This is a genomic window from Companilactobacillus sp., assembly GCF_022484265.1.
Taxonomy (GTDB): Bacteria; Bacillota; Bacilli; order Lactobacillales; family Lactobacillaceae; genus Companilactobacillus.
Genome location: NZ_JAKVLR010000001.1, coordinates 2,145,950 through 2,171,226 on the forward strand (window position 1 = coordinate 2,145,950; position 25,277 = coordinate 2,171,226).

A 25,277-nucleotide genomic window follows, 5' to 3' on the forward strand; every position below is an offset into this window, starting at 1 on the left:
GTTATATTGAAGTTATTAGTAAATATATATCAGAAAGAGGTTATTGTATGTCAAAAACTAAGGTAGTAATTATTGGCGCATCACACGGTGGTCATCAATCAATTTTGGAATTGTTGAAGCGATACGATGATGTTGATATTAAGTTATTTGAGGCTGGCGATTTTGTCTCATTCATGTCTTGTGGAATGGAATTATATCTGGAAGATAAAGTTACCGATGTTAATGATGTTCGCAACTTTAGTCCTGATGATTTTGCAAAAAATGAAAACGTTGAGATTTTGAACAATCATGTTGTGACAAAGATCAACACAGATAAGAAAACAGTCACAGTCGTTGATAGCAAATCTAATACTGACCAAGACTATCCATATGACAAATTGATTTTGAGTTCAGGTGTAACTCCTAAATCACTTCCTGTCCCAGGTGCAGATTTAGAGAATGTCTTCTTAATGCGTGGATATGACTGGGCTACAAGTATTAAAGCAAAGCTTGAAGATGCTTCTGTCAAAAATATTACTGTTATTGGTGCCGGATATATCGGTATTGAAGCAGCTGAAGCCAGTCGAAAAGCTGGTAAGAACGTCACTTTGATTGATGTGATCGACCGTCCATTAGGAACTTATTTGGATTCTGAGATGACTGATATTCTAGCTAAAGAGCTCGAAGAAAAAGGTGTCAAAGTAGTTACAAGTGCTAAGATCACTGAATACGTTGGTACTGATAAAGTAACTGCGGTTAAAACTACTGATGCCGAATATCCTAGTGACTTAGTCATCCAAGCTGCCGGTGTTAAGGCTAATACCGATTATCTAAAGGGCACAGTAGATCTTGATGATCGTGGTTGGATCAAGACTGACGAATATTTACAAACGAATGTTCCTGATGTTTATGCAGTTGGGGATGCTACTTTGGCATACTCGATTCCAGCTAACAATCATGTTCCGATCGCCTTGGCAACAGTTGCTCGTCGAGAAGCAAGATATGTTGTTGAGCACTTGTTTGAAAAACAGCCATCAGTTCCATTTGGTGGCGTAGTTGGATCATCAGCTTTGAGCGTATTTGATTATCACTTTGCCCAAAGTGGTCTCAACAGTTTCACGGCTGGTCGTTCGAACGTTAAGATCAATTCATCATTTTATGTTGGTCAATTAAGACCAGCTTATATCCCAACTGGCAAAGAAAACCCTCAAGTATGTGTTCAACTATTCTTTGCACCAAGTTCACACGTTCTTTTAGGTGGAGCTGTCTTATCAAAATATGACGTTACTGCACAAGCCAACGTTTTGGCATTAGCCATCCAGCATAAACTGACTGTTGAAGATCTAGCCGAAGCAGACTTCTTCTTCCAACCAGGATTTGATAGACAATGGAGCATTTTAAATGTTGCTGCACAACATGCTCTTGGGGAAAAAGATTTTTAAAGCAAAGTATTTCATATTGAATTTGAGTTGATCCAAAGGGGCTAAACTCCTTGGATGTTAAATCGTCTGATCACGTAATGTGATTGGGCGATTTTTTTATTCACATCATCTTCACAAAATGTCTACATCATTTTAAGGGACTTTAAAGCTTCAGACGCAATAATGTAACACATAGCAAGGAGGAAACAACAAACCACTTGCTACTAAAAATGATATTAAACTTACTTATTACATAAAAAAACAAACCAAGGAGAAACATTATGAATAACTTTCCAAACCAATTCCCCGAAGCATTACAACAAGCAGTAAAGCCAGCTCCAAACGGTCAAGCTCCAATCGACCAAAAGCTATTGCACCCAGGTAAATAGTTTTACCAAACTGGATGAAGCATAAGTGTCACAAGATCTCACCCAAAATATTATCTTGAGAGACATTTATTCAACGTCCCCACTGAACTTAAAAAATAAAAACGAAGAAGGATACAAACTATGAATAACTTTCCAAACCAATTCCACCAAGCATTAAATCAAGCAGTAAAGCCTGCACCAAATGGTCAAGCACCATTGGACCAAAAGATTTGGCACCCAGGAAAATGATTTTTCCCCGATAATTGTTTACAAACAAATTGATAGATTGCAAAGGCCCAACCGTAAGGTTGGGTTTTTGTTTTGTCCAAATTATGTTGTCAGATAAGGATATACTGAATATATAAAATTATTTGTATGGAGTGATCTTATGAACACTAAAGATCTGCAAGTATTTACGACAACTTATAAGAGCAATTCTTTTTCGCAGGCGGCTGCCAAAATTTATATGTCTCCGCAAGGGGTGTCAAAAACGATTACCAAATTAGAGACAGAATTAGGCGTCCAATTGTTCGATCGAACTAAACAAGGCATCGAACCAACGACCTCTGCGCGAATGCTGTACGAGAAATCCACTGACCTGCGAGTGATTTTTCAAAGTATCTCGATGGCCGATTCAGAGAACAACTTGCATCAAGAGATGATCAATCTGTTCATTGCTGATGACTTTTCATCATATTTGGGATTCGATTTTTTTTATAATTTCCAATTGGAAAACCATAATAAGACCCTCAATTTCGTTGAATTTCCGGATTCGATGCTCAATAAAGCTTTGATCAGTCATGGAAATATTGGCTTTATCGAAGGCCCAATTGACTTTAAAAAATTTGATGGGATTTATTTCGACACTAATTATTACTGTGCAATCATGTCGCCCAAAAATCCCTTGGCAGTGGGTGATAAGGTCAACATTCAAGACCTAAATCATGAATCTCTGGCAACTAAGAGTAAGGAATTTCAAATTTTTAACGCACATCTTAGCGAATTAGTTAAGCATCATGTTTTTCCAATTCATACCTTGCAAACTTCGAATAATGATTTCATTGTAGAATTTGCTCGTCGCAATTTAGGTATCGGGATCGTGCCCAACTATCTGATGTCGCTGCCACACTTTAAGGATTTGGCTGAAAAAGGCGAGGTAGTTCAAAAGCAGTTAAATGGTGCGGAATTAAAACGCGATATTTATTTTGTGCAAGTGAAGGGTAAAGAATTAACTGCTGGTGAGCAAATGTTTAAAGACTATGTGGTCAACTATCTTGAAAATAAAGAGAATCATTGGCGTTGCAACTTTTAGTTGAAAGCTGACACCTGAAAAGTATATTCACTGAATTGTGGAAAGGGGTTACATTCTACTTGTGAATATTTTTACTAATTCAGGAGGATTTATCATGGCACTTACAAAAAATAAATCATATGATCTCGTAATTATTGGAGCTGGTGCATCAGGCTTCACGGCTGCCTATCAAGCAGCAAAAAACGGACTGTCAGTAGTTGTCTTAGAAAAAGGCCGTCACACTGGTGGTAGTGGCGACTGGGTCGAAGGGATTTTTGCTGTCGACTCAGATATGCAAAAAGCTAAAAACGTTAAACTAACTAAGGATGACGTTTTAAATGAAGAACTCGAATACTCTCACTATGAGGCTGACACCAATAGCTGGAAACAATATATCGACCACAGTGCTGAAATGATCAACTGGCTCAAAGACTTGGGCGTTAAATATGTTGACGTTCAAGGACTTGGTTCTGGGAATGTTACTTGGCACTTGATGGAAGGTAATGGTAAACAAGCAATACACACAGCAATTGAACCTGAAACCATCAAAGCTGGAGCTGAGATCGTTACCTCAGTTGCCGCTAAGTCATTGATCAAAGATGACGAAGGCAAGATTTCTGGCGTAGTCATTGAAGACCAAGCTGATAAACATACCGAAACGATCGATGCTAAAGCTGTTATCATCGCAACTGGTGGCTACTTGAACAACAGCAAGTTGATCGACCAAGACACCAACTACAACGCTAAACAATTGATTCCAGTTAACTCTGGTAAAAATACTGGTGATGGATTGGAATTAGCTTGGGATGTTGGCGCTCAAAAATATCGGATGGGCATGGCAATGCTCTTTGGCGGATACGTTAAAGACTCAACTAACCCTTCATATATTTACAGAACTTCAGATATGAACGGGGCTGTGACTCAACAATCATTATTGTGGGTCAACGAAAATGGCCAACGCTTTACTAATGAAGAAGTCGTTGATAACTTCTCGCACGCTGGTAATGCATTGTTTACACAAAATAAAATTTTTAGCATTATCGACCAAGGAACTATCGATCACTTGATGAATGTTGGCTTGTACAAAGACATGGGAACATACTTTACAACTCAAAAGACTTTGGACGGTTTACAAAAAGAAATCGATGAGTCATTAGACAAGAATTTGCCATTTATTCATAAAGCAGACACGATTGCTGAGCTTGCCAAAGAAACTGGCTTGACTGGATTAGAAGATGAAGTCAGCCATTACAACGAACTTTGCAAGAACGGTAAGGATACAGACTACAACAAGGATCCTAAGTTTATGGTCGCAGTTGACCAAGGACCTTATTATGCATTTGAACTTGGTATCGGTGCTTTTTGTACCATGGGTGGCTTAAAAGTTGACCTTGATAATCGAGTTCTGAATGACGATGGCGAAGTGATCGAAGGATTATACGCTGCCGGAAACGATGCCGCTGGTATCTTGGTCGGCGATACATACGGACCAAATATGCCAGGAACTGAAGGTGGTTACGCATTTTACTCCGGCCGCCACAGTGCAAATACAGTGACAAAATATTTGAAAAAATCGTCAGTACTAAACTAAAGTAAAACAGACTTGTTCTTATTTAATAGGAACAAGCCTGTTTTTGTTAATTTAGTTTTATCCAAAATATACTTTGATTTTCACGCGTGATGTATATATACTGCATTTGAAAATTAACATACTTTATATATAAGGAGTATATAAAATGTCTGAAAAAGTACTAGTTTCTTTTAAAACTAATAAACAGGATAAAGAACGAGCAACTGACACCTTCAATTCTCTCGGCTTAAATCTTTCAACTGCCATCAACATATTTCTTAAACGTAGTATTACTGAAGGTGGACTACCTTTTGAAGTTAAAGATCCATTTTACAGTGAAGCCAATATGAAAGAGTTGCGGAAGAGAGCAATGGAACTTGAGAACGGAACAGCAGAAGTTGAGAAACATGAAATTGAGAGTGAGTAATTTTGGGACATGCTTAGGCATGTCTTTTTTTAGGCAGTGTTGGTCGCTTCTATCTTTATAGTGGAAACGCGCAAAAAAACATTGAGGCAGGACACACAAGCCAATCCAACACTACGAGCGCGTGACGCGCGCCACTCCGTATTGGCTTGTTTTGTGTTCTTGCCTCAGAACATGTTTTTTTGCGCTCTTTTTTGTCTATTCACATTTCTTTCAACTCCTTTTAAGTTACCTTTAAGTTCGGCCTGCAATAATGTGTACTTGTAAGGGAGATATAGATAAACATTTTTTCCCTTACACCTCCTCATAATTCAAATTCTCAAGATAAATTCTCAAAATACATTCTCAAATTAAAAAATTCAGCGAGTTGATAGGCGTTGGATTTTTCTCAAAAGATTTAACTTCTCAAATATTCAAATTCTTACAGTATTACAAAATTACAAATAAACAATAAATAGAGGTGTGCTTATGATTGAACCTAAAATTTACTACCCTGAAGTTACTATAAATAAAATGAATGAACCGTTTACGATCAAACTAGCTGTTACTCAACCTGGTCCTGTTATTGACCATATTCTTGAAACAACAACTGCTTTGGTTACCAAAGATTTAGATGAAATCGATAATAAGTTTTCACCTTTAAAAATTGATTCATTGATTTCAAAATTTCATCGCGGAGATAACGAAGTATTTTTCCAAGATGCAATGTTCCAAAGCGTTTATAACCAATGTGCCATCGCTAAAATAGCTACGAATGGCTACTACGATGCATTTAAAAATGACCGATTTGATCCAACTGACATTTTGCTCGGCTGGACGATCGAGACTGAATTCCAGAAACATCTCAAGCCACTGTTAGTTGATCCTAGTATCGTCGGAGTTTCGTTGAGCTCTAACGAACAAATGCAGTTGGCAACGAAGACTGATAGCAATTTTGCCTGGAATATCGGCATTACTAATCCTGACGATGCACGTGATATCCTAGCAGAATACAACATTCAAAATGGAGCCATAGCTACCGCTACCATGAATTCTGCCGATCATGCGCGTCACAATTTCAAACAATTGACGATTTTATCTAAAGGTTTAACCGAAGCTTTCGTAATGGCAAATTCCGGACTTCAAGACTCAACTGATGTGGTTGAAGGCTGGATTGAACATTCAAAACTGACCGGATTAATGATCGACACCAAAGACGAAATGACAATGTTCGCCAGTGGTGTAGTTGATAATTTTGCCTTAGCACAAATGTAATAGATTGATTTTTAACACTTTCCAGAAACTGGAAGGTGTTTTTTGTAGAAAAAATTTAATTAGTTATTAATTTTAAGCAGAGGTTAAGTCATTTCAGTCACAATAATTGCAATGAATATCCGCTGTTTTTACCAATGAAAGGGTATTTAAAATGAGAAAAATTGTTGGTACTTCATTATCAGTAGCGGTGGCGATTGCTATGGCGGTTGACGGTTATATCGTCTTTTTCAAAGGGAATCAACAGACTGCTGCTGATAACACAGTGAAAACTAAATCGACTTCAGTTAAGAAAAAATCGACTTCGACGACGACTAAAAAGACGTCTGACGGTCAATATAAAGATGGGACATACACTGGCGAGGCTACTAGTACTCAGTGGGGCGACGTTCAAGTTCAAATTAAAGTGTCCAATGGAAAGTTAGCGACGATCAACGTTTTGCAAAGTCCTGATTCGGAAAATAAATCGGTTCAGATCAATGAACAAGCATTGCCAACTTACAAGTCTGAAGCTATTACTGCACAAAGTTCTAAGATCCAACAGATTTCTGGAGCCACTGAAACTTATAAAGGTTTCACTGGTTCGCTACAAAATGCATTAGATCAAGCACAAGCCTAATTTTTAAAAAGGAGAATTGAGCAATCATGATGAATCAAACTACCATTTTATATCCCAATGCGGTTATCGATCAGATGACGATTCCTTTTACCGTTAAACTTGCCATTACCGAATACGATGATATCGTTGCCGAAGAATTTCAAGATGCATATGCAAAAATCAATGCTGGACTGGCCGAAATCAATCAGAAGTTCTCGACATTTCAAGAAGATTCATTAGTTTCAGAATATCGGCGTACGCAAAATGCTTCGATCATGTTTGACGATGAATTTCAGTCAGTCTATGGACAATGTACGATTGCAACAGAATTAACTGATGGATACTTCGACCCATTTTTTGACGGCGGGTACAATCCTACTGGATTGGTTAAAGGCTGGGCAATTCAATCACTTTTTAATGCTTATTTACGGCCACTTTTAGACGACCCCAAAATCGTTGGCGTTTCCTTAAATGGTGGTGGCGACATGCAATTGGGTGCCCGAGTCGACAGTGGATTCGTGTGGAATGTCGGGATTGAAGATCCTAATGACCTACAGCGGATCATTGCTGAATATCACATCCAAAATGGTGCTATCGCTACCTCAGGGATGAACAAGCGTGGACAACACATTAGACGCCGACCTAGCAGTATTCAACAAGTTACTATGGTGGCTAACGACCTGACGGAAGCTGATGTTTGGGCCACCGCAGGTATCGCTGCAGGGACTGATAAATTCGAACATTTGATCAGTGAATCGAAACTCACAGGAATGTTAGTTGACACTCGTTCTGGTCTAACTTCATTTGCCGGAGGAAAAATTAAGCATGCTACAGAAACACAGATATAGTCTTTGGCTATTTTGGCTAATTGCCATCTTCTTATTGCCACTGCCATTTTTACAAACACTTTCTGCAGGTCTTCCCACGATTTATAGTGGCGAATCCCAGGCTATTTATTATGGAACAATTGCGTATGTTTGGATGCTATTTGCCGTTTATTTGAGCACCAAACCCAAATGGCTTGACCGCTTGATCGGCCTGCCAGATATGTATATGGTCCACGGGATACTCGCAATCGGTGCGATCGTCCTCGCCTTTTTGCACAAAGAAAATACCCAATCATTTGGCTGGATCAAAACAACCGGAGATTGGGCATTCGATTTATTTTTAGGATTGATGATCTATTCGCTGATTTTCATGGCCGGATGGCTGACGAATCGGATCCCAATTTTGAAAAAAATTAAACATACTCTTGAAATTATTTTTAGACATGAATTGTCGGTCTGGGTCCACCGCTTGAACATCGTGGCCGTAGTTTTGGTATTCATCCACGTGCAACTGATCAGTTATATCGTGGCAATCAAGCCATTTATCGTTTTGTTCGACGTCGTCAGCGGATTAGTCTTGCTGAGTTATTTATGGGCAAAATTCATTGCACCGACAACCTACAATAACGGTACTCTGGTAAAAAATCAGCCGATCTCAGACAACATTTACGAGTTGGCAATCAAGTTGCCTAACCATGCAAAAATCGATTTGCAGGCTGGAGACTACGTCTTCATTTCTTTCCCAGACATCAAAGGATTAAAGGAAATGCATCCCTTCTCATTAGCAACGAATCCTAATACTGATGAGAATATCGACCTCCTGATTCGAGGGGATGGTGACTTCACGAAAAAGCTCCAAGACTTACCAAGAGGCACTAGAGTGTTGATCGACGGTGGCTATGGCCGCTATCAAGCCTTTTTAAAAGAACAACCCGAGAACAGCAACATTGTTATTCTGGCTGGTGGTATCGGCGTAACGCCACTGTTATCGACGATTGCTGCCAATCTAAATCGCAAGATGCAAGTATTCTATACTGCACACAATCCGTCTGATTTATTGGCAACCAACGAGTTCAGTCAATGGAGTCAATTGAAAAACTTTACCATGCATCAGCAAGTCGGACGATACAAGGATGACCAGATCTTCTCAGATTTGCCTGACAATTGGCAACAGGACACGATTTTTCTGATCAGCGGACCAAGCACGATGATGCACCATTACGCTAAATCGCTGAAACGTCAAGGAGCATCAGCAGGTTCAATCTACTACGAATAATTTTCGTGGTAGAAGCGGCTAAGCATGCAAATATGAACGTAGGAAATAGCAGTGCTCCGTGTTATACTATTGGGGACTTAAAGAGCCCACGGGGTGCGCGCCTCGTGAGCTCTACCGCAAGTCAACATGTTTAAGGTGAAGGCTAACCCTTGCGGTTAGTCTTTTTTAACACCCGGATAGCTTTTGCAAAATTATAGCAAGCCTTACGCACAATCAAAAATACGCATCCAACAATTAATTTTGTTAGATGCGTATTTTTTAATGCCTAAAATATTTTCGTTCATTTACTTGCTCCTCATATTCACGTATTAAGATCATTGCGATTAGGAGTAGGGAAGAATCCAAGAATAGATTACTGTTGTAGTAGTACAAAAGTACTGACAGTATGGCGATACTTCCCACTACGAGCCAGTAAATTATATCTAAAATACGAGCCATATTCACGCCTCCAAGAGGACCTTACCCGTTTTTTAGATGGTGTCTGTGCAAATAGAGATGGATCCGTGTGCTGAAGAATGAGATAAGAAGAAAGACCATGACCGAATCGCTGAGCAAAGCAGCTCCAGAACCGGCACCAAATTTTACGTTTATGATAATTAAAGCAATCAGAAGTATCACAGTTATAATATCGATAGAACGGTTCAACCATCTATCCAAAATTAATCCTGAAATCTATTTTTTAAAGTGAAGATCGTTGCGGAATTTATGTCTTAAATTACGCAAGTTAGCCGAAAGATCACTTTGTTCCTTGGTGATTAAATAAAGCGTCGTCCCGACCAACAAAATAATTGCCAGGATAACTAATAGGGAACTATCGCTATATAACAATGTGAACCAGTAAATTGCCAATGCAATCAAAATGAGACGAATTGCGTAATCGATCCATTTATTAAGCATGCAATCACCTTCCGTAGTCCTGCGACCAAATCCATAACGCAAGAGTCAGATAAATCTTACGTCCAGAATCCCATTCTTCAATCGCATAATACTCCGATTACAAAACAACTTGTATGCAAAAAAACAGATTTTAATTAGTTAAAAATGACGAAGTGCTTCAATGAATTAATTATCGCGCCGTTATGTAGATTACCGGCTGTATAACATCTGGTACATCGATTGAAGTGGACATTTTGCAATTATAAGATGAAATCATCAAGTTTTCGGAGGGAAGAAATTTGGAAAATATCAAAAATAGATGGAACGCATTTTCGACTGCAGGAAAGGCAATTATCATCATCGTGCTACTAGGCATCATCGGGGGAATTTACTATGCACATAGCGTGAGGATCAATCCAGTTGGAAAGAGCTATGCAATTAAGGCCGTTGATCCGTCGCATCCTAATTCTAAATATCAACTAATGGATGTGGAATTTGAAAAAGATGGCAAGCTAAAAATGACAGATACGGATTCCGGCGATACATTCACTGGCAGTACTTACAGTTATACTCAAAAAGAAATTGATATGAATATGAAACAAGAGTATTCGGAAACCAGAGCTTTGTTCAGAGTCACCGATATCAAGAAGAAATCTAAGGGGACGATCAGTGGTAATTTACACTTCAAAAATGAAAAGGCAGTCCCAGTTGAATTTCAACAGAAATAATCAACTAATATAACAATATCAATAGTTTCCATTCCAATACGAGTAAACAATCCCTATGATTTCTAATCCAAAAATTCATCGACAAAATGATAAGGTTTTTAAAGCATTTTTATTTTGGAGGGAATTATGGGAAAAGTTATTGACCGTTGGAACATGTTTTCACGCAATGGGAAAATTATTATTGTGGCATTTATTTTATTAATTGTTGGGGGAGTGTCGCTGCATCAAGTTAAACGCATCAACATCGTTGAAAAGACATACGCACTCAAGCAACCAACCGACTCAAAACCAACTGGGATTTCGTTGAAGTTTCAAAAGGACGGCAAGGCAGTTTATCAATTGAGCGACAATGGTAAAAAATTGCCAGCAGCAGAGATGCCTTATAAGTATGATCAACATTCGATCACGCTAAAGACACAATTTTCAGGTAATCAAAAAGTTAAGTTAACTAACCTGAAGAAAAAGTTGAATGGCGATATCTTGGCAACCGTTAAATCAGACGGAACCGAAGACAGCTTAGAATTAGTCTTACAAAAATAAATGAGAAGCATTATCCAGTGGTTTAAGTAAACAACTGGATAATGCTTTTTTTCGGTATCCATTTTGGATAAATGAAAAGTATAAATCAAATATAACGTTTATAAGTAAGAATGATTTACTTCTCATGTTGCAGGCTGTACAATATGCTGTACAGTGAAAGGAGATAATATCATGGACTCAGTTAATTACACCAACTTTAGAAAAAAGCTTAAGGAATACATGACGCAAGTAAACGATGATTCGGAACCATTGATTGTCACTAACAAGGATAGTAATAATGATATCGTTGTATTATCTAAAGATGATTATGATTCAATGAATGAAACCATGCGAATTCTCTCCAATCCACCTCTAATGGATAAAATCAGACGAGGGGATGCACAATTTTCGAAAAATAAGGGAACTCAGCATAATTTAATCGATTCTGAGGAGATGTGACATGGGACTCTTTTGGTCAGATGATGCATGGGATGATTACATGTATTGGTTTAAGCAGGGAGATAAAAAGAAAATACGTAAAATCAATAGTTTAATCAAGGATATCAAACAACACCCTTTTTCAGGACAAGGAAAGCCAGAACCATTAAAGTATGAATTGACAGGAAAATGGTCGAGACGAATTACAGGAGAGCATCGTCTAATTTATAGCATTGAGGACGATACTGTCTATTTATATTCAGCTCGAGATCATTATTGAAAATAATTGAGTCCTGCAAGTAAAAAAACATCCCATTATTACTGAAATGAATCAGTCAATGATGGGATGTTTTTTTGTGAAATGATAATCATTTTATCTGATAATGAAATTTTGAACAATCTAAATGAGGGCACAAAAAAAGAGTAGAGACCTACCACAAATCTCTACTCCTCGGGATATGTAAGTTGAGGGACTACCACGAACCTCTATTACAAAAGTTGAGAAGGAATACTTCTGAAAATTATGAATTGAAAGGTGTACATTGAGGATGTACTTTCTAACTTCATAAGACATAACGACTAAGTCATTATATTCATCAGGATCACTCCTAATGAACAATTCATATTATATAGAGTCCGTTTAAAAAATACTAGTAAAAAGGTGCATATTTGACTATTTTAACATAACTGTAACATAATGATAAGCATTATTATTAACTAATATCAATGATGGTAAATACCAATTATTGAAAACGATAACACCGGAATATCATGATATACATAGTCAAAAGTTAGTGAAATGATTATTTTGCACAATTGAAATATTTTCGATTTTTAAAATATATTTTTTTATCAGTTGATACATTATTTTGTTGATTTTATGAAATGAAGGTTATATAATCTTTTTGTTGTCAGTTTACTAAGTCTTTTTGAGAAACACCTACCACAATAGTTTCTCGAAAAGATTTATCGGTCAGCTCGTTCATATCCCTGGATTTTACCCAATTTTCAGATCGAGCCGCCGATAAGCTGGTTAATTCCTTTTGATGACAGATAAACTAATATATTACAGTTTTTAACCTTTCATTTTTTTGAAGGACTACCACAAACCTTTATTACAAGAGTTGAGAATTAAAAACTGTCGAGAGCAGCTGCGAGGATACTGAGTATCTTCAAGGCTGCTTTTTTGATAGAAAAATTTAGTTTTTATAAAAAATCATTTATTGAAAAAAATAATTTCGTTTTTAGAATACTAAACACCTCCATTTGGGTAGATTATTAAAGCGTCAATAATAATTGACCTTGTTTGGAGGACTTCTAATGAAAATGAAAAAAAGTTTAATGGGCGTATTTACCTTTTCTGCCGTAATTCTCGGAGCAATTACTACGAGTCAAACAGTCAAGGCAGATGCAGTCACAGATCAACAACAGCCAAGTGTTGAAGAAAGTCAGACCACTACTCAACCAACTTCGGCAACAGCTACAATTGGCACAGTTGATCCTGCATCATCAGTAAATACAGCCAAGACAACACCTACCGCGACAGTTTATGATCCAGCAAGTACTGATACGGCAAGTGTAAATAAAAATAATAATAGCAATACAACACAAACAACTATCGGAACAAGTTCTATTACACCAACTACTATCTATAATGGTTTTGATAATACTCAATCAACAAGTACTAGCGATAATTCGAACTATACAACAACTAATACTGTGAACGAAACAACTAATGATTATCAAACCACAACAGTCGCACAACCTTCTCAAACTACTAATACAAATGGTGGCGACTGGAATGGCGATGTAACTTACGCAAGACCACAAGACAATTTTTACATGTCCGAAAATGGTGCTTGGGTAAATGAAACACAAGTTAATGATGCCACACCTGAACAAGGTACCTTTAACGATGTGACAGCTAGTGTCGACCAACAAGTCGAAAATGACTTTATCAACTTATCAAACGGAATGGATTCAGCAGGTTACGCCATGGATTCAGCTACTTGGTTCTATCAATTGACTTCTGGCGATGACCTCAGCAACGTCGGCGTGATCACACCTGATATGAGTCTTGAAGTAGAGAATATCTTGAAGATGACCAATATCAACCAAGTAAACGGTGCGTTTACTAATATGATCGGTCGTGATCAACCAACGCCATTTTCAATTATCATCGGTCGTGACCAAAACGATCCTACCAAACAAGCTATCTACTTATTTGGTGCTCAACCTTTGATGTTGACAGACCAAGGTATAGGTTCAGATGAAGAAAATGCTGTCGTCGGCTTTTTACAAGCAGCAGGTTATTCTGACGATGTTATCCAAGATATCATCACCGGAACCGTCAACTATGACCAGTTGTTGATGAATACCGAAACAGCTCAAGATTTGAGTGCAGAGCCAGAAATTACTTCTAATTACGCACAAGTTGGTTTCCAAGACTTAGCTGATACTTCTCAATACATCAACTTCAATGCTATTTTCCAAACGTTGATGGGAGAAACGCCAGACTACGTCTACGAAATGACTCCTTCATATTTCAATAACTTATCTAAGTTAGTCAATCCAGATACGTTTAACGATTTGAAGGGTTGGTTGATTTCTGATTTGATCCTATATCGTGCCAGTGAATTGCAAAATATCACTGATGGATTCGAAGATTATTTGCAGACTAACTACCCAGAACTTAGTCAAGAATACCTCGAAGATCCAGACGATCTTTCACCACAATTGCAACAAGAATTTGCATATTATCTAACTTCAACAGCATTTACCGATGCATTTAGTCAGTATTACGGCCCACAGATCATGTCTCAACAAGAAAAAGATGCCGTAACTACGATGACTAAAAAAATTATCTACACTTATTCAACGCAGATCATCAACGCTAATTGGTTAGACAACCAGACTAAATTGAATGCCTTGGGCAAACTTAGTCGACTACAAATTAAAATTGGTTATCCAACTAGCAAAGATTTTGATTATCTGAATAAAGTAGATATCGAAGGTAATAACTCAGCATATATCAACTACCGTAACTTAGTCGGAACACAAGCTCTGCAAGCATTTGCTGACTTTAAAGATCCAGTTAACCGTAGTGCTTGGGACGAAGGCGACTCTGCCTTAACACCAGATGCATCATACGATGTCTTGACCAACTCGATCACCATCAATGCCGGTATCGTCCAAAGTCCATTCTTCAGTACCGATAATACTGATTCGCAAAACTTAGGTGGACTAGGCGTTATCATCGGACATGAGTTGACTCACGCCTTTGATGCTAATGGTTCCTTATACGACGGAAATGGCGAGTACAACGATTGGTGGTCTAGTGACGATAGAGCTAGATTTAATCAATTAGTTGACGACATGGCTGCCGAATATAACGGAATCCCTTATGGTGGCGGCTACGTCAACGGTGTTCAAACTGAAAATGAGAACATTGCCGATAACGGTGGTTTAAACGTTGCCTTAGCAACTCTAGAAAATGAATCAAGTTACGATTTGAATCAATTTTTTGAAAACTATGCTTTAGGTTGGAGATCTAAGTACAACACCGAACTCCAAGCAGCACAGCTCGAAGATGTCCATACACCAGACAGCATCCGTGTTAACACATCATTACAAAATATTGGTGCATTCTACGACACGTACGATGTTCAACCTGGCGATGGAATGTACTTAGCTCCAGATCAACGTGTTAATATTTGGTAAATTACCAATTCAAAGGAAGTGGTAAACGGACTTTGAATGAACCATTGTAAAAATTAGATTGTGATTATTATTATTCCTCCTCAGAATAGCCAATCAATTAATCTGATTGATACAGACATGAAGATCACAGGGAAGCTCAGGATTATGTCCTGGGCTTTTTTTGTTTGCTAGGCGGTATGCGGGCTGACTCCGGACGGAAATCGATTGCCTTTCGTCTGGAACGTAGGGGAGACACTTTGAGCTATTTTCACAAACCGAAAACATCTCAAAGCTGCCTCTTATTGTAAGCCGGCGTCGTCGCCGACCAACAATAACTTCCCTACTGAGCCGGGCATCGATTTCCGTCCTCCGTCTAAATAGAGTCAATTCAAGCACTCTAAATATATTTGAAATAAGGAATGCAACCTCTGTTTGCATAAGATTGAAGTTAGTCGATAAACTAAAGTGATCAGACAAGTTCAAAGTTGATGCGAACACTGCCGACATACCTTCTTTCAACAAGGAGAGAGATTTGACTCTATTTAGACGGAGGGGTGGCGGAGCGCTCGGCCTCAGTAGTGAAATTCTACTTGCAATGCGAAGCAGTGCTTAGTAGAAGGTGCAGCTTGGAGATTGCTGCGGACCTTGCAGTAAGCTTCAAGTGGGCCCACTACGTTCTGCGATAATCCCTTTATGGTTGACATTTGAAATGGAATAATTTCATGCATAATCATGGAGGATTATTATGGGCAGACAATATACTTACGAACAGAAGATTAATTTAATTGAAGAGTTCAAACAATCTAATCTTCCAAAACAAACCTTTGCGAAATCGAAAAATATACCATGTACAACGTTTAGAGGATGGTATTGGGTTTATACGGAATATGGAGCGGAAGGCTTGAAAAAGCAGAAAACCCCTAATCATTACAGTGCGGAAACTAAGATCAGTGCTGTAAAGGCATATAGAAATGGTGAAGGAACTTTACATGAAGTAACAAGTAAATATGGTATTAAGGACACAAAGCAGCTTAGATACTGGCTAATACAGTATAATGATGACAAGAAACTGACAGATTCACCTGTTGGAAGGAAGGTCATCCACGTGTCAAAGAAAACAACGTTAGAAGAAAGAATTCAAGTGGTTGAGTACGTTACCCTACAAGATCATTCTTACGCTGCAGCCTCAGAACATTTTCAAGTATCTTACCAACAAGTACGCATGTGGGTAATGAAAGCTGAACATATTGGATATTCTGCTTTGGCAGACGAACGCGGTCATAAGAAAACCAGAGATCACGTTGAATTGACAGAATTAGATAAATTAAAATTAGAGAATCGTCAACTCAAAGCTGAACTTGAAAAACATAAAGTAATTGAAGCCTTTGAAAAAAAATTCAACGAAATCCAGCGTGGGGAGTGAACAAACAAAACAGACAAGCTTATCAGGCAATAATTGAGGTTTGTCAAAATCATCATGGATGGAAGTCCATTTTATTAGAGTATATGGGCGTAAGCAGACAGGCCTTTAATAAATTTGTTAAACGTAAAGAAAGTCCATGGGAAAAAAGAAATGAATTACTAAAGAAAAAAGTCCTTGAGATTTACAACTTTCATACCCAAACAATTGGTGCAGGTAAAATCCTTCTCAATCTTAGAATGGAAGGATCATTGGAGTTTGGTGTTACGCTCAAACAAATCAAGCGAGTTATGAGAGAACTAAATATTCGCTGTAAATCATGTACAAAGAAAAAGGATCGTCAAGACGATGAAGATAGATACATTAAAGATAATGTGCTAAATCAAAATTTTGATGCCAAAGCTCCAAATGAAATTTGGTTATCTGATTCAACTCAATTAGAATTCGGAATCGAACAGAGACAAAAGATACAGCTAAGTGGTGTATTGGATCTTTATGGTAGACATTTGATTGGATTCAATTTAACCCCATCTGAGACCGCAGAAGCTGAAACAGAAATGTTTGAAAATGTGTTCGACAAAATGGGTGATGTACATCCTCTTGTTCATACTGATCGGGGATCAGCCTATGTCTCAAATAAGTTCAATAAGCTTTTATCGCAACATCAAGTTACTAGAAGTATGTCCAGACCAGGAACACCTTTTGACAACGCTCCAATGGAACACTGGTGGAGAGAATTTAAAAATCGATGGATGGACCGTTTTCCAACTCCTACAACTTTTGAAGAATTGAAAAGATTGGTAGAAGCAGGAATAAATTATTTTAATAATAATGATCGATCAGAAACAAGAAATGGCCTTACTCCAGCAGAATACTGGAATAAAGCCATTAGTTTGAGTTTATAATTTTATAAAAATCAAATGTCAACTTGACAGGTACCAATACATTCCAGAGCCGAAAGAGCGGAACCAACCCGGAGTCGGGACCCATACGTACAACTAAATATACTTAGACTACAAAATAGTGTTTAGACCATTTAATTAAAAATAAAACCAAATATTTTGAATAAAACGAACATATCTATTTAATAATAGAAATTATTTATAGAAATAAATCAATTTTGAATATATTTACTATATTAATCTGGCTATTTTTTTGCTTATAAATCATTCATAATTACATTCAGGGAGAATTATCTCCCTGGTAGTTGCAAAAAGAATTACGTGAAACATAGAACGGGAGTGGAGCGAGTACTATGGACATACAATTCATGGATGATCAAACAATGATCACGTCCTTGGGTGAATCCGTAGCTCAATTCAATCTTATTTCCGAGAGAAAACTGATTGATATTGCTATGGAATTCATCAATCGAATGGAAACTGAGGAGACGGGTCCGACGTTACTTCGATTTCGCATGTACCTGCGCATCTACGACAAAAAGACCAAACATGCTCATCAACAAAATGTTGATGAACTGATCTTTAAGATAGATCAATACTTTGAATGCGCAAATGCACATGCGAGCCAATACGCTTAGAGATAGGCGTATTTTTTTTATCATTATTTCTATAAATGATATTATGTTGATAGAAATGAGGTGAGCTGATGATAAAAATATATAAGCGGCTCTTGCAAGATGTTCCGATATTGGAAGTTGTTGAGGAAGAATATCGTTACAGCAAAACACCGATTGTTATTTTTTATCACGGTTGGAGATCTGATAAAGAATTGGTTTTGACGCAAGCTAGGAAGTTGGCCAGCAAAAATATCCGGGTGATCTTGCCTGATGCGATGAATCACGGCGAAAGGCTGCACGACGTGTCGTCGATTCCATCGTTTACTTTTTGGAATACCATTCAAGGAAACATTGCCGAGTTCTCGCTGATCAAGGGTTTTTATAAAAAAAGAGATTTGATCAATGATGGCAAAATTGGTGTTGGTGGCTATTCAATGGGCGGGATGACGACGGGTGCGTTGTTGACTCAGCATCCGGAAATCACTGCAGCAGCGATCATTATGGGTAGTCCGAAATTGAACGACTACGCCAAGCTGGTCCGCGAGTCGGCTGATAAACATGATCTGTACATACCGGACGATATGAAAAAATTAACTAGTTGGATCGATGACTATGATCTCAGCAATTATCCAGAGACGATTGCTAATCGGCCATTGCTGTTTTGGCATGGTACTGATGATGAGCGGATTCCTTATGAGGAACCGAAGTCGTTTTTTGATGAGATCCAAGGTCAGCCATATGCTGAACAGGTGGCTTTCATTACTGGATATAAGGCTAAACACCTGGTTGAACCGCCTTTGATGGATAAAATTGCTAACTTTTTCGAATATTATTTGGAATAATTTTCATGAAAACTTTGAAAATATGAGCAAAATTATAAATAAGATTGTGAAAAAATATTTTTAATATTGTGACTATCAATAATTGATAATATTTCTTTTGAAAAGGATAGATTAAAAAATTGTATCCGAGATTATAATTTGTTTGTACCAAATAATAAAAATAAGCGTGAGCATTCATCACTGATTTGATTTCTGTTACCCAGCGGGAATCGGATCAAACACGGAAAATTGGTACTATACCAAACATGAACATCCCCATCCATAATTGTTAAACGTTTGGTTTGGGACGAATTAAATGAAAGAAGTCCCAGCAGAAGCTACGGTACGTCGTGGCTTCTTTTTTTTGAGGTATGGGACCCGGCTCCGAGGGGGTGTCGCTTTGTTCGGCGCTGGAACGCTGTGGGTACACTTGAAACTTATTGCAAAGACCGCAACAATTTCCAAGCTGCACCTTTGCCTAAGCACTGCTTCGCATTGCTAACGCAAATTTCACGGCTTAGGCCGAACGCGACACCCCCTCGAAGCCTAAATACGTTCAAACATAAAGGAACGAATTATCGTATCTTGCTAATGGCATTCTTGTCGGTTTACATCTCAAATCCAATATTTTTAAATCAGTGAATTTCGATTACTTTTTGGAAGTTACCAATGATCAGAAGTTTGATTTGATTTTGGATAACAAAAATCAAACGTTCTAGTTTTGAGATCCTAAGGATTTGATTTTTTTTATGTTCGAATGGAGCGCAAAAGAAAACAGGTCTTTCCTTTCAATATCAACAAATAATGCATGTTGAATAACAAAGTTTACATCTATCCAGCCGGAAGGATGAGATTGCGTTTGGCCCAAGTAGTGAAATTTGCATTAGCAATGCGAAGCAGTGCTTAGGCAAAGGTGCAGCTTGGAGATTGGCGCGGTCCTTGCGGTAAGCTTCAAGTGTGCCCACTACGTCACGGAGCCAAGAAAGCAATCTCATCCCGGAGGCGACATATATAGACTAGTCTAGAGTCAAAAAAAAGCCTCAGCTTTCGCCTCGGCTTCTCTCTATAATGGCTCGTATTCTTCCTCATTCAACTTTCTTCTCAATATCTTGCCACTTGAGGTGAGTGGCATCTTTTTTAATAATCTAAACTCTCGTGGCACCTTGTAATGAGCCAAGCGATTGCGGCCGTACTCGATCAAGTCTGGTCCGTTCAAGAAAACGTTCTTGCCGACTGTGATATAGGCCACTGGCACTTGGCCCCAGTCGTCATCTGGAACGCCCACGATTGCGATTGACTCCAATCCATCGATCTTGGCGTATACATTTTCGACTTCTTCAGGATAGATATTTTCTCCACCTGAGATGATCATATCGTCTTTTCGGCCGTTGATATATAAGAAGTTTTCTTCATCCAGATGTCCCAAATCGCCGGTACGGTAAAAGCCATCATCAGTGATCTTCGCTGCAAAAAGTTTTGGTTGATTTAAGTAGCCTTTCGCTACGTTAGGAGCCTTGATCTCGATATCGCCAATGCCGTCTTCGTCTGGATTGGTGATCCGCAAGTGCACTGGAAAGAGTGGTTGTCCGGATGATCCGACTTTTCTTTCAGCATCTTCAAAGTTTAATGCAACGACGTTAGATGCTGTCTCGGTCATTCCGTATGACTGAATGACTGGTATTTCTGACATTTGACAACGCAACAAGGTCCAATTATCGATCGGACCGCCGCCTAAGAAGACGCATCTAAAGTTAGGATTGTACTTCTGTCCGGTCTTTAATCCATTGAGACAACGCTTGAGCATCGTTGGTACTAATGAAATGATCGAAGCTCGTTCGTTGATCAAAATCTTGTTGATGTAGTCAACGTCAAAATGTTCGATCAAATAGACGGGAATGCCGTAGATCAACGACCGCATCATGATCGAAAAACCTGAGATATGAAACATTGGCACGGTCATGACCCAAGAATCTTTTTGATTGATACCTAGGTTTAACGACATACCGATGGCGGAATAAAAGTGGTTTCCGAAAGTTTGCAGAACTCCTTTTGGGCGTCCAGAGGTCCCAGACGTGTACATAATAGAAGTTACTGAGTCATTGTCGAATTCAGCAACTGGCTGATAACTGTCAGACGGCTCCATCGACAAAATTTCGGACATATAAGTTTTTTTAACAGTCGTAGCTTCTAGTTGAGCATCATCGGTGGCGTCATCAATCAAGACGACTGAAACGCCAGAATCCTTGATCTGGAAGTTCAATTCTTCGTCAGACAAGCGGATGTTTAAAAAGACGATCTCCACGCCCAATTGTTGCAAGGCTAGGGTGGCGATGTAGCCGTTGAAAGAATTAGCGGTGAAAATCCCTACGCGGTCGCCTTGATGAATGCCGTTGTTGAACAGTTTCGAGGCGTACAGCTGGACCGTCGAGTTCAATTCATTAAATGTAAAATCAGTATATTGGTAAATTAGGGCAACTTTGTTAGGACTTAAGGCTGCCCGTTTGGTTAGCCAATTTTCCATAAAGTTTAACCTTCTCTCTATGGGAACTTAGGAAATTTGTCGAAATCTGGGTCGCGTTTTTCAAGGAATGCATCACGACCTTCTTTACCTTCATCAGTAGTGTAGAACAACATTGTTGAGTCTCCGGCCATTTGTTGCAGACCAGCAAGACCATCGGTGTCAGCGTTCATTGCTGCTTTGATGAAACGAATTGCAGTAGGTGACTTCTGCAAGATCTCGTCGCACCATTCAAGTGTAACTTTTTCAACGTCAGCTAGGGGAACGACTTTGTTGATCCAACCCATTTGGAAAGCTTCGTCAGCTGTGTAAGGCTTGCACATGAACCAAACTTCTTTGGCACGCTTGTGGCCAATGACACGTGCTAAGTAAGCTGAACCATATCCAGCGTCAAATGAGCCAACTTTTGGACCAGTTTGCATGAACTTAGCATTGTCGGCCGCAATAGTAAGGTCACAAACTAATTGCAAGATATTACCTCCACCAACGCTCCAGCCCCGGACCATCGCGATAACAGGCTTAGGAATGATGCGGATCAAGTGTTGCAAGTCTAGAACGTTCAAACGAGCAATGTGGTCAGGTCCAACGTATCCACCATTTCCACGGACGCTTTGGTCTCCACCTGAACAAAAGGCGAGGTCGCCTTCACCAGTCAAAATAATGGCACCAATTGAAGAATCGTCGCGGCAATAATTGAAAGCCTCAATCATTTCTTGTACAGTAACAGGTGTAAACGCATTTCTTTTTTCAGGACGATTGATGGTGATTTTGGCAACTTTGCCCATTCGTTCGAAAAAGATTTCTTGATATTCTTTAATAGTTTCCCATTTACTCATAAAAATAACCTCCGAGGTGTAAAAATGAATTTGTTAGAAAATTTAGGGATCGAAGTCACTGATAAAAGTAAGACTCGCGTGATCCTAAAGATGAAACTTGAAGATAAGCACATGCAGCCGTACAAGATCATGCATGGCGGTATCAGCACTGTGTTAGCTGAAACTGCTGCTAGTATCGGTGCCAACTTAAATATCGATGATGACGACAGCGTTGCCGTGGGCGTTGATATCATGACGCATCACCTTAACCCAGTTAAAGATGGGGTGTTAGTCACTGAAGCTACTCCAGTGCGAGTCGGCAATTCAATCCAAACTTGGACTGTGACGACTCACTTGGATGGACATGCTATCGCAACAAGCTTGAGTACGGTTACACTTAAAAAAGTAGCGCTAAAAACAGTATAAGCTATTTTTTCCGTCCATAGAGTCGTGAATTGATAATTTCAAAGAATGCTAAGACGATCAAAGCTACGCCAAATAGTTGGTATAAGAAGATGATCGTTTTAGATGGGTTCAAAATAAACACGACTCCGGCGATGATCAAAAGCGCCGAGTATAAATAATCTAGCCAAGGCGTCACGTTGACGGTCTTTCTAGTTTCGTGCGAATCACGGAATTGGTTGATACCGTTAGCCAATAAGATGATCCCCAATACAGGTGGGACCAATGCGACTAGAAATTTTGCCACGAACAAGATCAAGATAGCCACGATCAGCGCCAAGACGCCGAATCCCATGTTCATGTTATTTTCCCCAGTCTTACGTTTTAGACTGAATCCGTCGATCAACGACAGGACTCCGTAAAAAGCAACATAAGCTGAGACGATGTAGATGATGAAGTCCAAACTTTTGGTCGGCTCTAAAACGATGAGGATCCCTGCAGTCGCAAGGAAAATGAATCGTAGCCAACGGTAGAGTTGGAATTGTTTGACCATTATTTCACTTCCTAAAAGTATTCATATCTTAATAATATCAGAAATTTAATCCAATTAAATTTTGAATATTAATGACCATTTTCACAAGTTATATATTATTTTCAACAATCCCTTGAAAATAAAAGCCTAGTCAGAATACTTTTATTGTGAAAAAATAGTGGTAAAGTATATATTGATATCGTTATAGGAGGACAATTATGAAAGTACGTGCATCAGATAAGATGGTAGACATTATGTCCAAATGGGGCATAGACAATATTTATGGTATTCCCGGTGATTCAGTCGACACAACGATCGACGCTATGTATCGAGCTCAAGACAAGATCAAGTTCACTCACGTTTTGCATGAAGAAGTAGCTGCTTTGTCAGCTGCTGCCCATGCCAAGCTAACAGGTGAGATCAGTGCTTGCTTTTCAATTGGTGGACCAGGTGCTATTCACTTAATGAATGGACTTTACGATGCCAAAATGGACCATGCGCCAGTTCTAGCTATATTAGGTTGCGTTAACTCAAAATTGATCAATACCGACTTTTTCCAAGAAGTTGATACTCATGTTTTGTTCGCTGATGTTGCCGTTTACAACAAAATCGTTATGGATCCTCAATCACTTCCAAGAATCGTCGACGAAGCAATTAGAACTGCCATTTCAAAACGAGGAGTTGCTGTCCTAACAATTCCTGATGACGTTCCTAATCATATGATCCAAGATAACTATCAACCAAATGTTGACACATTTAAGCTTGAAGATTTGCGTGTTGACTCCGGCGAGATCGACAAGGCTTTGGACTTGATCGAAACTCATGAAAAGCCAATCGTCTTAGCCGGTCGTGGTATCGAAAATGCCAAAGAAGAAGCTAAAGAATTCATTGAAAAATATAAGATTCCGGTCATTCAAACAATGCCTGCTAAAGGCTTGATCGATGATGACCACCCATACAACTTGGGACAATTAGGTAAGTTAGGTACTAAGCCTGCTTTTGAAATGATGAGAAAAGCTGACTTAGTCATTATGCTTGGTACTGACTATCCATATGCACCATATTTGAATAAAAAAGTTGACGCTATTCAAGTCGACAATGATGGTGACAAACTAGGTAAACGTCGTAACGTGACTGTCGCTATCCAAGGTGACACTGCAGACGTCTTGCGTCAATTGATCGACCGTGGAGAAGAAGTATCAACACGTCCATTCTTAGACCAAGCCGAAGCTAAGATCACTCTTTGGAGAAAATGGCTCAAAGATGTTTACTCTAAGAACCATAAGGGTGTTCTTCCATCACTCTTGTTCCACAATATTTCCGAAAATGCTCCATCAAACGCTGTTTGGTCAATTGATGTTGGTACTTCAACTGCCTTTGGTGCCAGATTTATCAATGCTAAGCATACGCAAAAATACACCATCTCAGCTTGGTTAGGTACCATGGGATGTGCTTTGCCTGGTGCTATTGCTGCCAAAAAAGCTTATCCAGATCGCCCAGTTTATGCTATCGCTGGTGATGGTGCTACTTCAATGGTCATGCAAGACTTTGCTACAGCCGTAAGATACGACTTGCCAATGCTCTACATTGTCTTGAATAACAAATTGTTAGCCTTCATTGAATACGAACAACAATCTGCTGGTCAACAAACATACGGAATCTCGCTACCAGATATCGACTTTGCAAAATTTGCTGAAGCTGCTGGCGGTATCGGTGAACGTATCACAACTGATCAACAATTCAGTGAAGCAATCGAGAAGTATCGTAACCCAACTAAGCCAGTGCTTTTGGATGTTGCCGTTACTGATGAAGCTCCACTTCCTGGTAAGATCATGATGGATGAAGCTAAAGGATACATGAAGTTTGGTTTCGTTCACTTGAAAGACAAGGGTACAATGCCTACACTTCCTCCATTCAGAGAAATCATGAGATCATTCTTATAGGATACTTTAATTAAATTTAATCTAAGAAATAGGATAACTACG

23 protein-coding genes are annotated in these 25,277 nt (G+C 38.9%); 19 read left to right on the forward strand and 4 right to left on the reverse strand.

Features of this window, described 5'->3' with window-relative positions:
* Nucleotides 1–47 precede the first annotated feature (47 nt).
* The 8 genes from LKF16_RS10280 to LKF16_RS10315 all read left to right on the forward strand — a co-directional run bounded on the left by LKF16_RS10280 (nucleotide 48) and on the right by LKF16_RS10315 (nucleotide 9,005).
* Nucleotides 48–1,421 carry an NAD(P)/FAD-dependent oxidoreductase gene (locus tag LKF16_RS10280; protein WP_291472270.1) on the forward strand — a complete coding sequence of 458 codons (1,374 nt, stop codon included), beginning with the start codon at nucleotides 48–50 and terminating at the stop codon, nucleotides 1,419–1,421.
* Nucleotides 1,422–2,156: 735 nt separating this feature from the next.
* Nucleotides 2,157–3,080 carry a LysR family transcriptional regulator gene (locus tag LKF16_RS10285; protein WP_291472272.1) on the forward strand — a complete coding sequence of 308 codons (924 nt, stop codon included), beginning with the start codon at nucleotides 2,157–2,159 and terminating at the stop codon, nucleotides 3,078–3,080.
* A 94-nt stretch (nucleotides 3,081–3,174) separates the two neighbouring features.
* Nucleotides 3,175–4,650 (forward strand): FAD-dependent oxidoreductase, encoded by a 1,476-nt coding sequence (locus LKF16_RS10290; protein ID WP_291472274.1) that lies wholly within the window; start codon nucleotides 3,175–3,177, stop codon nucleotides 4,648–4,650.
* Nucleotides 4,651–4,795: 145 nt separating this feature from the next.
* On the forward strand, nucleotides 4,796–5,056 hold the full coding sequence (locus LKF16_RS10295; protein ID WP_291472276.1) for a type II toxin-antitoxin system RelB/DinJ family antitoxin: 261 nt from the start codon (nucleotides 4,796–4,798) through the stop codon (nucleotides 5,054–5,056).
* Nucleotides 5,057–5,521: 465 nt separating this feature from the next.
* Nucleotides 5,522–6,307, forward strand: a complete 786-nt coding sequence (locus LKF16_RS10300; protein ID WP_291472277.1) for a hypothetical protein — start codon at nucleotides 5,522–5,524, stop codon at nucleotides 6,305–6,307.
* A 151-nt stretch (nucleotides 6,308–6,458) separates the two neighbouring features.
* Nucleotides 6,459–6,923, forward strand: a complete 465-nt coding sequence (locus LKF16_RS10305) for an FMN-binding protein (RefSeq protein WP_291472278.1) — start codon at nucleotides 6,459–6,461, stop codon at nucleotides 6,921–6,923.
* A 26-nt stretch (nucleotides 6,924–6,949) separates the two neighbouring features.
* Nucleotides 6,950–7,750, forward strand: coding sequence for an FAD:protein FMN transferase (locus LKF16_RS10310; protein WP_291472279.1), 801 nt, complete (start codon nucleotides 6,950–6,952; stop codon nucleotides 7,748–7,750).
* Complete coding sequence (locus LKF16_RS10315; RefSeq protein WP_291472281.1) at nucleotides 7,728–9,005, forward strand: FAD-binding oxidoreductase; 1,278 nt, start codon at nucleotides 7,728–7,730, stop codon at nucleotides 9,003–9,005. Before LKF16_RS10310 ends, LKF16_RS10315 begins: the two co-directional genes overlap by 23 nt.
* A gap of 672 nt (nucleotides 9,006–9,677) precedes the next feature.
* Here LKF16_RS10315 and LKF16_RS10320 read toward each other — a convergent pair.
* Nucleotides 9,678–9,902, reverse strand: coding sequence for a hypothetical protein (locus LKF16_RS10320; RefSeq protein WP_291472282.1), 225 nt, complete (start codon nucleotides 9,900–9,902; stop codon nucleotides 9,678–9,680).
* A 278-nt stretch (nucleotides 9,903–10,180) separates the two neighbouring features.
* Here LKF16_RS10320 and LKF16_RS10325 point away from each other — a divergent pair, with 278 nt between their 5' ends.
* The 9 genes from LKF16_RS10325 to LKF16_RS10365 all read left to right on the forward strand — a co-directional run bounded on the left by LKF16_RS10325 (nucleotide 10,181) and on the right by LKF16_RS10365 (nucleotide 19,046).
* On the forward strand, nucleotides 10,181–10,609 hold the full coding sequence (locus tag LKF16_RS10325) for a hypothetical protein (RefSeq protein ID WP_291472284.1): 429 nt from the start codon (nucleotides 10,181–10,183) through the stop codon (nucleotides 10,607–10,609).
* Between the two features lie 126 nt (nucleotides 10,610–10,735).
* A complete protein-coding gene (locus LKF16_RS10330; RefSeq protein ID WP_291472285.1) occupies nucleotides 10,736–11,149 on the forward strand; it encodes a hypothetical protein in 414 nt (137 codons plus the stop codon).
* Between the two features lie 171 nt (nucleotides 11,150–11,320).
* On the forward strand, nucleotides 11,321–11,587 hold the full coding sequence (locus LKF16_RS10335; protein ID WP_291472286.1) for a type II toxin-antitoxin system Phd/YefM family antitoxin: 267 nt from the start codon (nucleotides 11,321–11,323) through the stop codon (nucleotides 11,585–11,587).
* A 1-nt stretch (nucleotide 11,588) separates the two neighbouring features.
* The gene (locus LKF16_RS10340; protein WP_291472288.1) at nucleotides 11,589–11,846 is read left to right on the forward strand and encodes a Txe/YoeB family addiction module toxin; all 258 of its coding nucleotides are present in this window, start codon (nucleotides 11,589–11,591) and stop codon (nucleotides 11,844–11,846) included.
* A 1,040-nt stretch (nucleotides 11,847–12,886) separates the two neighbouring features.
* Nucleotides 12,887–15,286 carry a M13-type metalloendopeptidase gene (locus LKF16_RS10345; protein ID WP_291472290.1) on the forward strand — a complete coding sequence of 800 codons (2,400 nt, stop codon included), beginning with the start codon at nucleotides 12,887–12,889 and terminating at the stop codon, nucleotides 15,284–15,286.
* A gap of 724 nt (nucleotides 15,287–16,010) precedes the next feature.
* Nucleotides 16,011–16,688 carry a helix-turn-helix domain-containing protein gene (locus LKF16_RS10350; protein ID WP_291712165.1) on the forward strand — a complete coding sequence of 226 codons (678 nt, stop codon included), beginning with the start codon at nucleotides 16,011–16,013 and terminating at the stop codon, nucleotides 16,686–16,688.
* Complete coding sequence (locus LKF16_RS10355; protein ID WP_291711173.1) at nucleotides 16,685–17,590, forward strand: IS3 family transposase; 906 nt, start codon at nucleotides 16,685–16,687, stop codon at nucleotides 17,588–17,590. Before LKF16_RS10350 ends, LKF16_RS10355 begins: the two co-directional genes overlap by 4 nt.
* A gap of 350 nt (nucleotides 17,591–17,940) precedes the next feature.
* Complete coding sequence (locus LKF16_RS10360) at nucleotides 17,941–18,225, forward strand: hypothetical protein (RefSeq protein WP_291471719.1); 285 nt, start codon at nucleotides 17,941–17,943, stop codon at nucleotides 18,223–18,225.
* Nucleotides 18,226–18,293: 68 nt separating this feature from the next.
* Nucleotides 18,294–19,046 carry an alpha/beta fold hydrolase gene (locus tag LKF16_RS10365; RefSeq protein WP_291471717.1) on the forward strand — a complete coding sequence of 251 codons (753 nt, stop codon included), beginning with the start codon at nucleotides 18,294–18,296 and terminating at the stop codon, nucleotides 19,044–19,046.
* A 1,042-nt stretch (nucleotides 19,047–20,088) separates the two neighbouring features.
* Here the strand turns inward: LKF16_RS10365 and LKF16_RS10370 are convergent.
* Both LKF16_RS10370 and menB read right to left on the reverse strand, forming a co-directional pair.
* Nucleotides 20,089–21,546: an o-succinylbenzoate--CoA ligase gene (locus LKF16_RS10370; RefSeq protein ID WP_291471715.1), complete on the reverse strand. Its 1,458-nt coding sequence runs from the start codon at nucleotides 21,544–21,546 to the stop codon at nucleotides 20,089–20,091.
* A 17-nt stretch (nucleotides 21,547–21,563) separates the two neighbouring features.
* Entirely contained in the window at nucleotides 21,564–22,379 is an 816-nt protein-coding gene (gene menB, locus LKF16_RS10375; RefSeq protein WP_434735168.1) for a 1,4-dihydroxy-2-naphthoyl-CoA synthase, read from the reverse strand.
* 24 nt (nucleotides 22,380–22,403) lie between these two features.
* Between menB and LKF16_RS10380 the strand changes: the two genes are divergently transcribed.
* The gene (locus LKF16_RS10380; RefSeq protein ID WP_291471714.1) at nucleotides 22,404–22,784 is read left to right on the forward strand and encodes a PaaI family thioesterase; all 381 of its coding nucleotides are present in this window, start codon (nucleotides 22,404–22,406) and stop codon (nucleotides 22,782–22,784) included.
* A 1-nt stretch (nucleotide 22,785) separates the two neighbouring features.
* Here LKF16_RS10380 and LKF16_RS10385 read toward each other — a convergent pair whose 3' ends face one another.
* On the reverse strand, nucleotides 22,786–23,313 hold the full coding sequence (locus LKF16_RS10385; RefSeq protein WP_291471713.1) for an HdeD family acid-resistance protein: 528 nt from the start codon (nucleotides 23,311–23,313) through the stop codon (nucleotides 22,786–22,788).
* A gap of 197 nt (nucleotides 23,314–23,510) precedes the next feature.
* Here LKF16_RS10385 and LKF16_RS10390 point away from each other — a divergent pair, with 197 nt between their 5' ends.
* The gene (locus LKF16_RS10390) at nucleotides 23,511–25,235 is read left to right on the forward strand and encodes a pyruvate oxidase (protein ID WP_291471711.1); all 1,725 of its coding nucleotides are present in this window, start codon (nucleotides 23,511–23,513) and stop codon (nucleotides 25,233–25,235) included.
* The last annotated feature ends 42 nt before the right edge of the window (nucleotides 25,236–25,277 follow it).

Bases quoted from the DNA above. Each gene is read 5' to 3' on its own strand.
- LKF16_RS10280 (WP_291472270.1), top strand. From the start codon at position 48: ATGTCAAAAACTAAGGTAGTAATTATTGGCGCATCACACGGTGGTCAT.
- LKF16_RS10285 (WP_291472272.1), top strand. From the start codon at position 2,157: ATGAACACTAAAGATCTGCAAGTATTTACGACAACTTATAAGAGCAAT.
- LKF16_RS10290 (WP_291472274.1), top strand. From the start codon at position 3,175: ATGGCACTTACAAAAAATAAATCATATGATCTCGTAATTATTGGAGCT.
- LKF16_RS10295 (WP_291472276.1), top strand. From the start codon at position 4,796: ATGTCTGAAAAAGTACTAGTTTCTTTTAAAACTAATAAACAGGATAAA.
- LKF16_RS10300 (WP_291472277.1), top strand. From the start codon at position 5,522: ATGATTGAACCTAAAATTTACTACCCTGAAGTTACTATAAATAAAATG.
- LKF16_RS10305 (WP_291472278.1), top strand. From the start codon at position 6,459: ATGAGAAAAATTGTTGGTACTTCATTATCAGTAGCGGTGGCGATTGCT.
- LKF16_RS10310 (WP_291472279.1), top strand. From the start codon at position 6,950: ATGATGAATCAAACTACCATTTTATATCCCAATGCGGTTATCGATCAG.
- LKF16_RS10315 (WP_291472281.1), top strand. From the start codon at position 7,728: ATGCTACAGAAACACAGATATAGTCTTTGGCTATTTTGGCTAATTGCC.
- LKF16_RS10320 (WP_291472282.1), bottom strand. From the start codon at position 9,902: ATGCTTAATAAATGGATCGATTACGCAATTCGTCTCATTTTGATTGCA.
- LKF16_RS10330 (WP_291472285.1), top strand. From the start codon at position 10,736: ATGGGAAAAGTTATTGACCGTTGGAACATGTTTTCACGCAATGGGAAA.
- LKF16_RS10335 (WP_291472286.1), top strand. From the start codon at position 11,321: ATGGACTCAGTTAATTACACCAACTTTAGAAAAAAGCTTAAGGAATAC.
- LKF16_RS10340 (WP_291472288.1), top strand. From the start codon at position 11,589: ATGGGACTCTTTTGGTCAGATGATGCATGGGATGATTACATGTATTGG.
- LKF16_RS10345 (WP_291472290.1), top strand. From the start codon at position 12,887: ATGAAAATGAAAAAAAGTTTAATGGGCGTATTTACCTTTTCTGCCGTA.
- LKF16_RS10350 (WP_291712165.1), top strand. From the start codon at position 16,011: ATGGGCAGACAATATACTTACGAACAGAAGATTAATTTAATTGAAGAG.
- LKF16_RS10360 (WP_291471719.1), top strand. From the start codon at position 17,941: ATGGACATACAATTCATGGATGATCAAACAATGATCACGTCCTTGGGT.
- LKF16_RS10365 (WP_291471717.1), top strand. From the start codon at position 18,294: ATGATAAAAATATATAAGCGGCTCTTGCAAGATGTTCCGATATTGGAA.
- LKF16_RS10370 (WP_291471715.1), bottom strand. From the start codon at position 21,546: ATGGAAAATTGGCTAACCAAACGGGCAGCCTTAAGTCCTAACAAAGTT.
- menB (WP_434735168.1), bottom strand. From the start codon at position 22,379: ATGAGTAAATGGGAAACTATTAAAGAATATCAAGAAATCTTTTTCGAA.
- LKF16_RS10380 (WP_291471714.1), top strand. From the start codon at position 22,404: ATGAATTTGTTAGAAAATTTAGGGATCGAAGTCACTGATAAAAGTAAG.
- LKF16_RS10385 (WP_291471713.1), bottom strand. From the start codon at position 23,313: ATGGTCAAACAATTCCAACTCTACCGTTGGCTACGATTCATTTTCCTT.
- LKF16_RS10390 (WP_291471711.1), top strand. From the start codon at position 23,511: ATGAAAGTACGTGCATCAGATAAGATGGTAGACATTATGTCCAAATGG.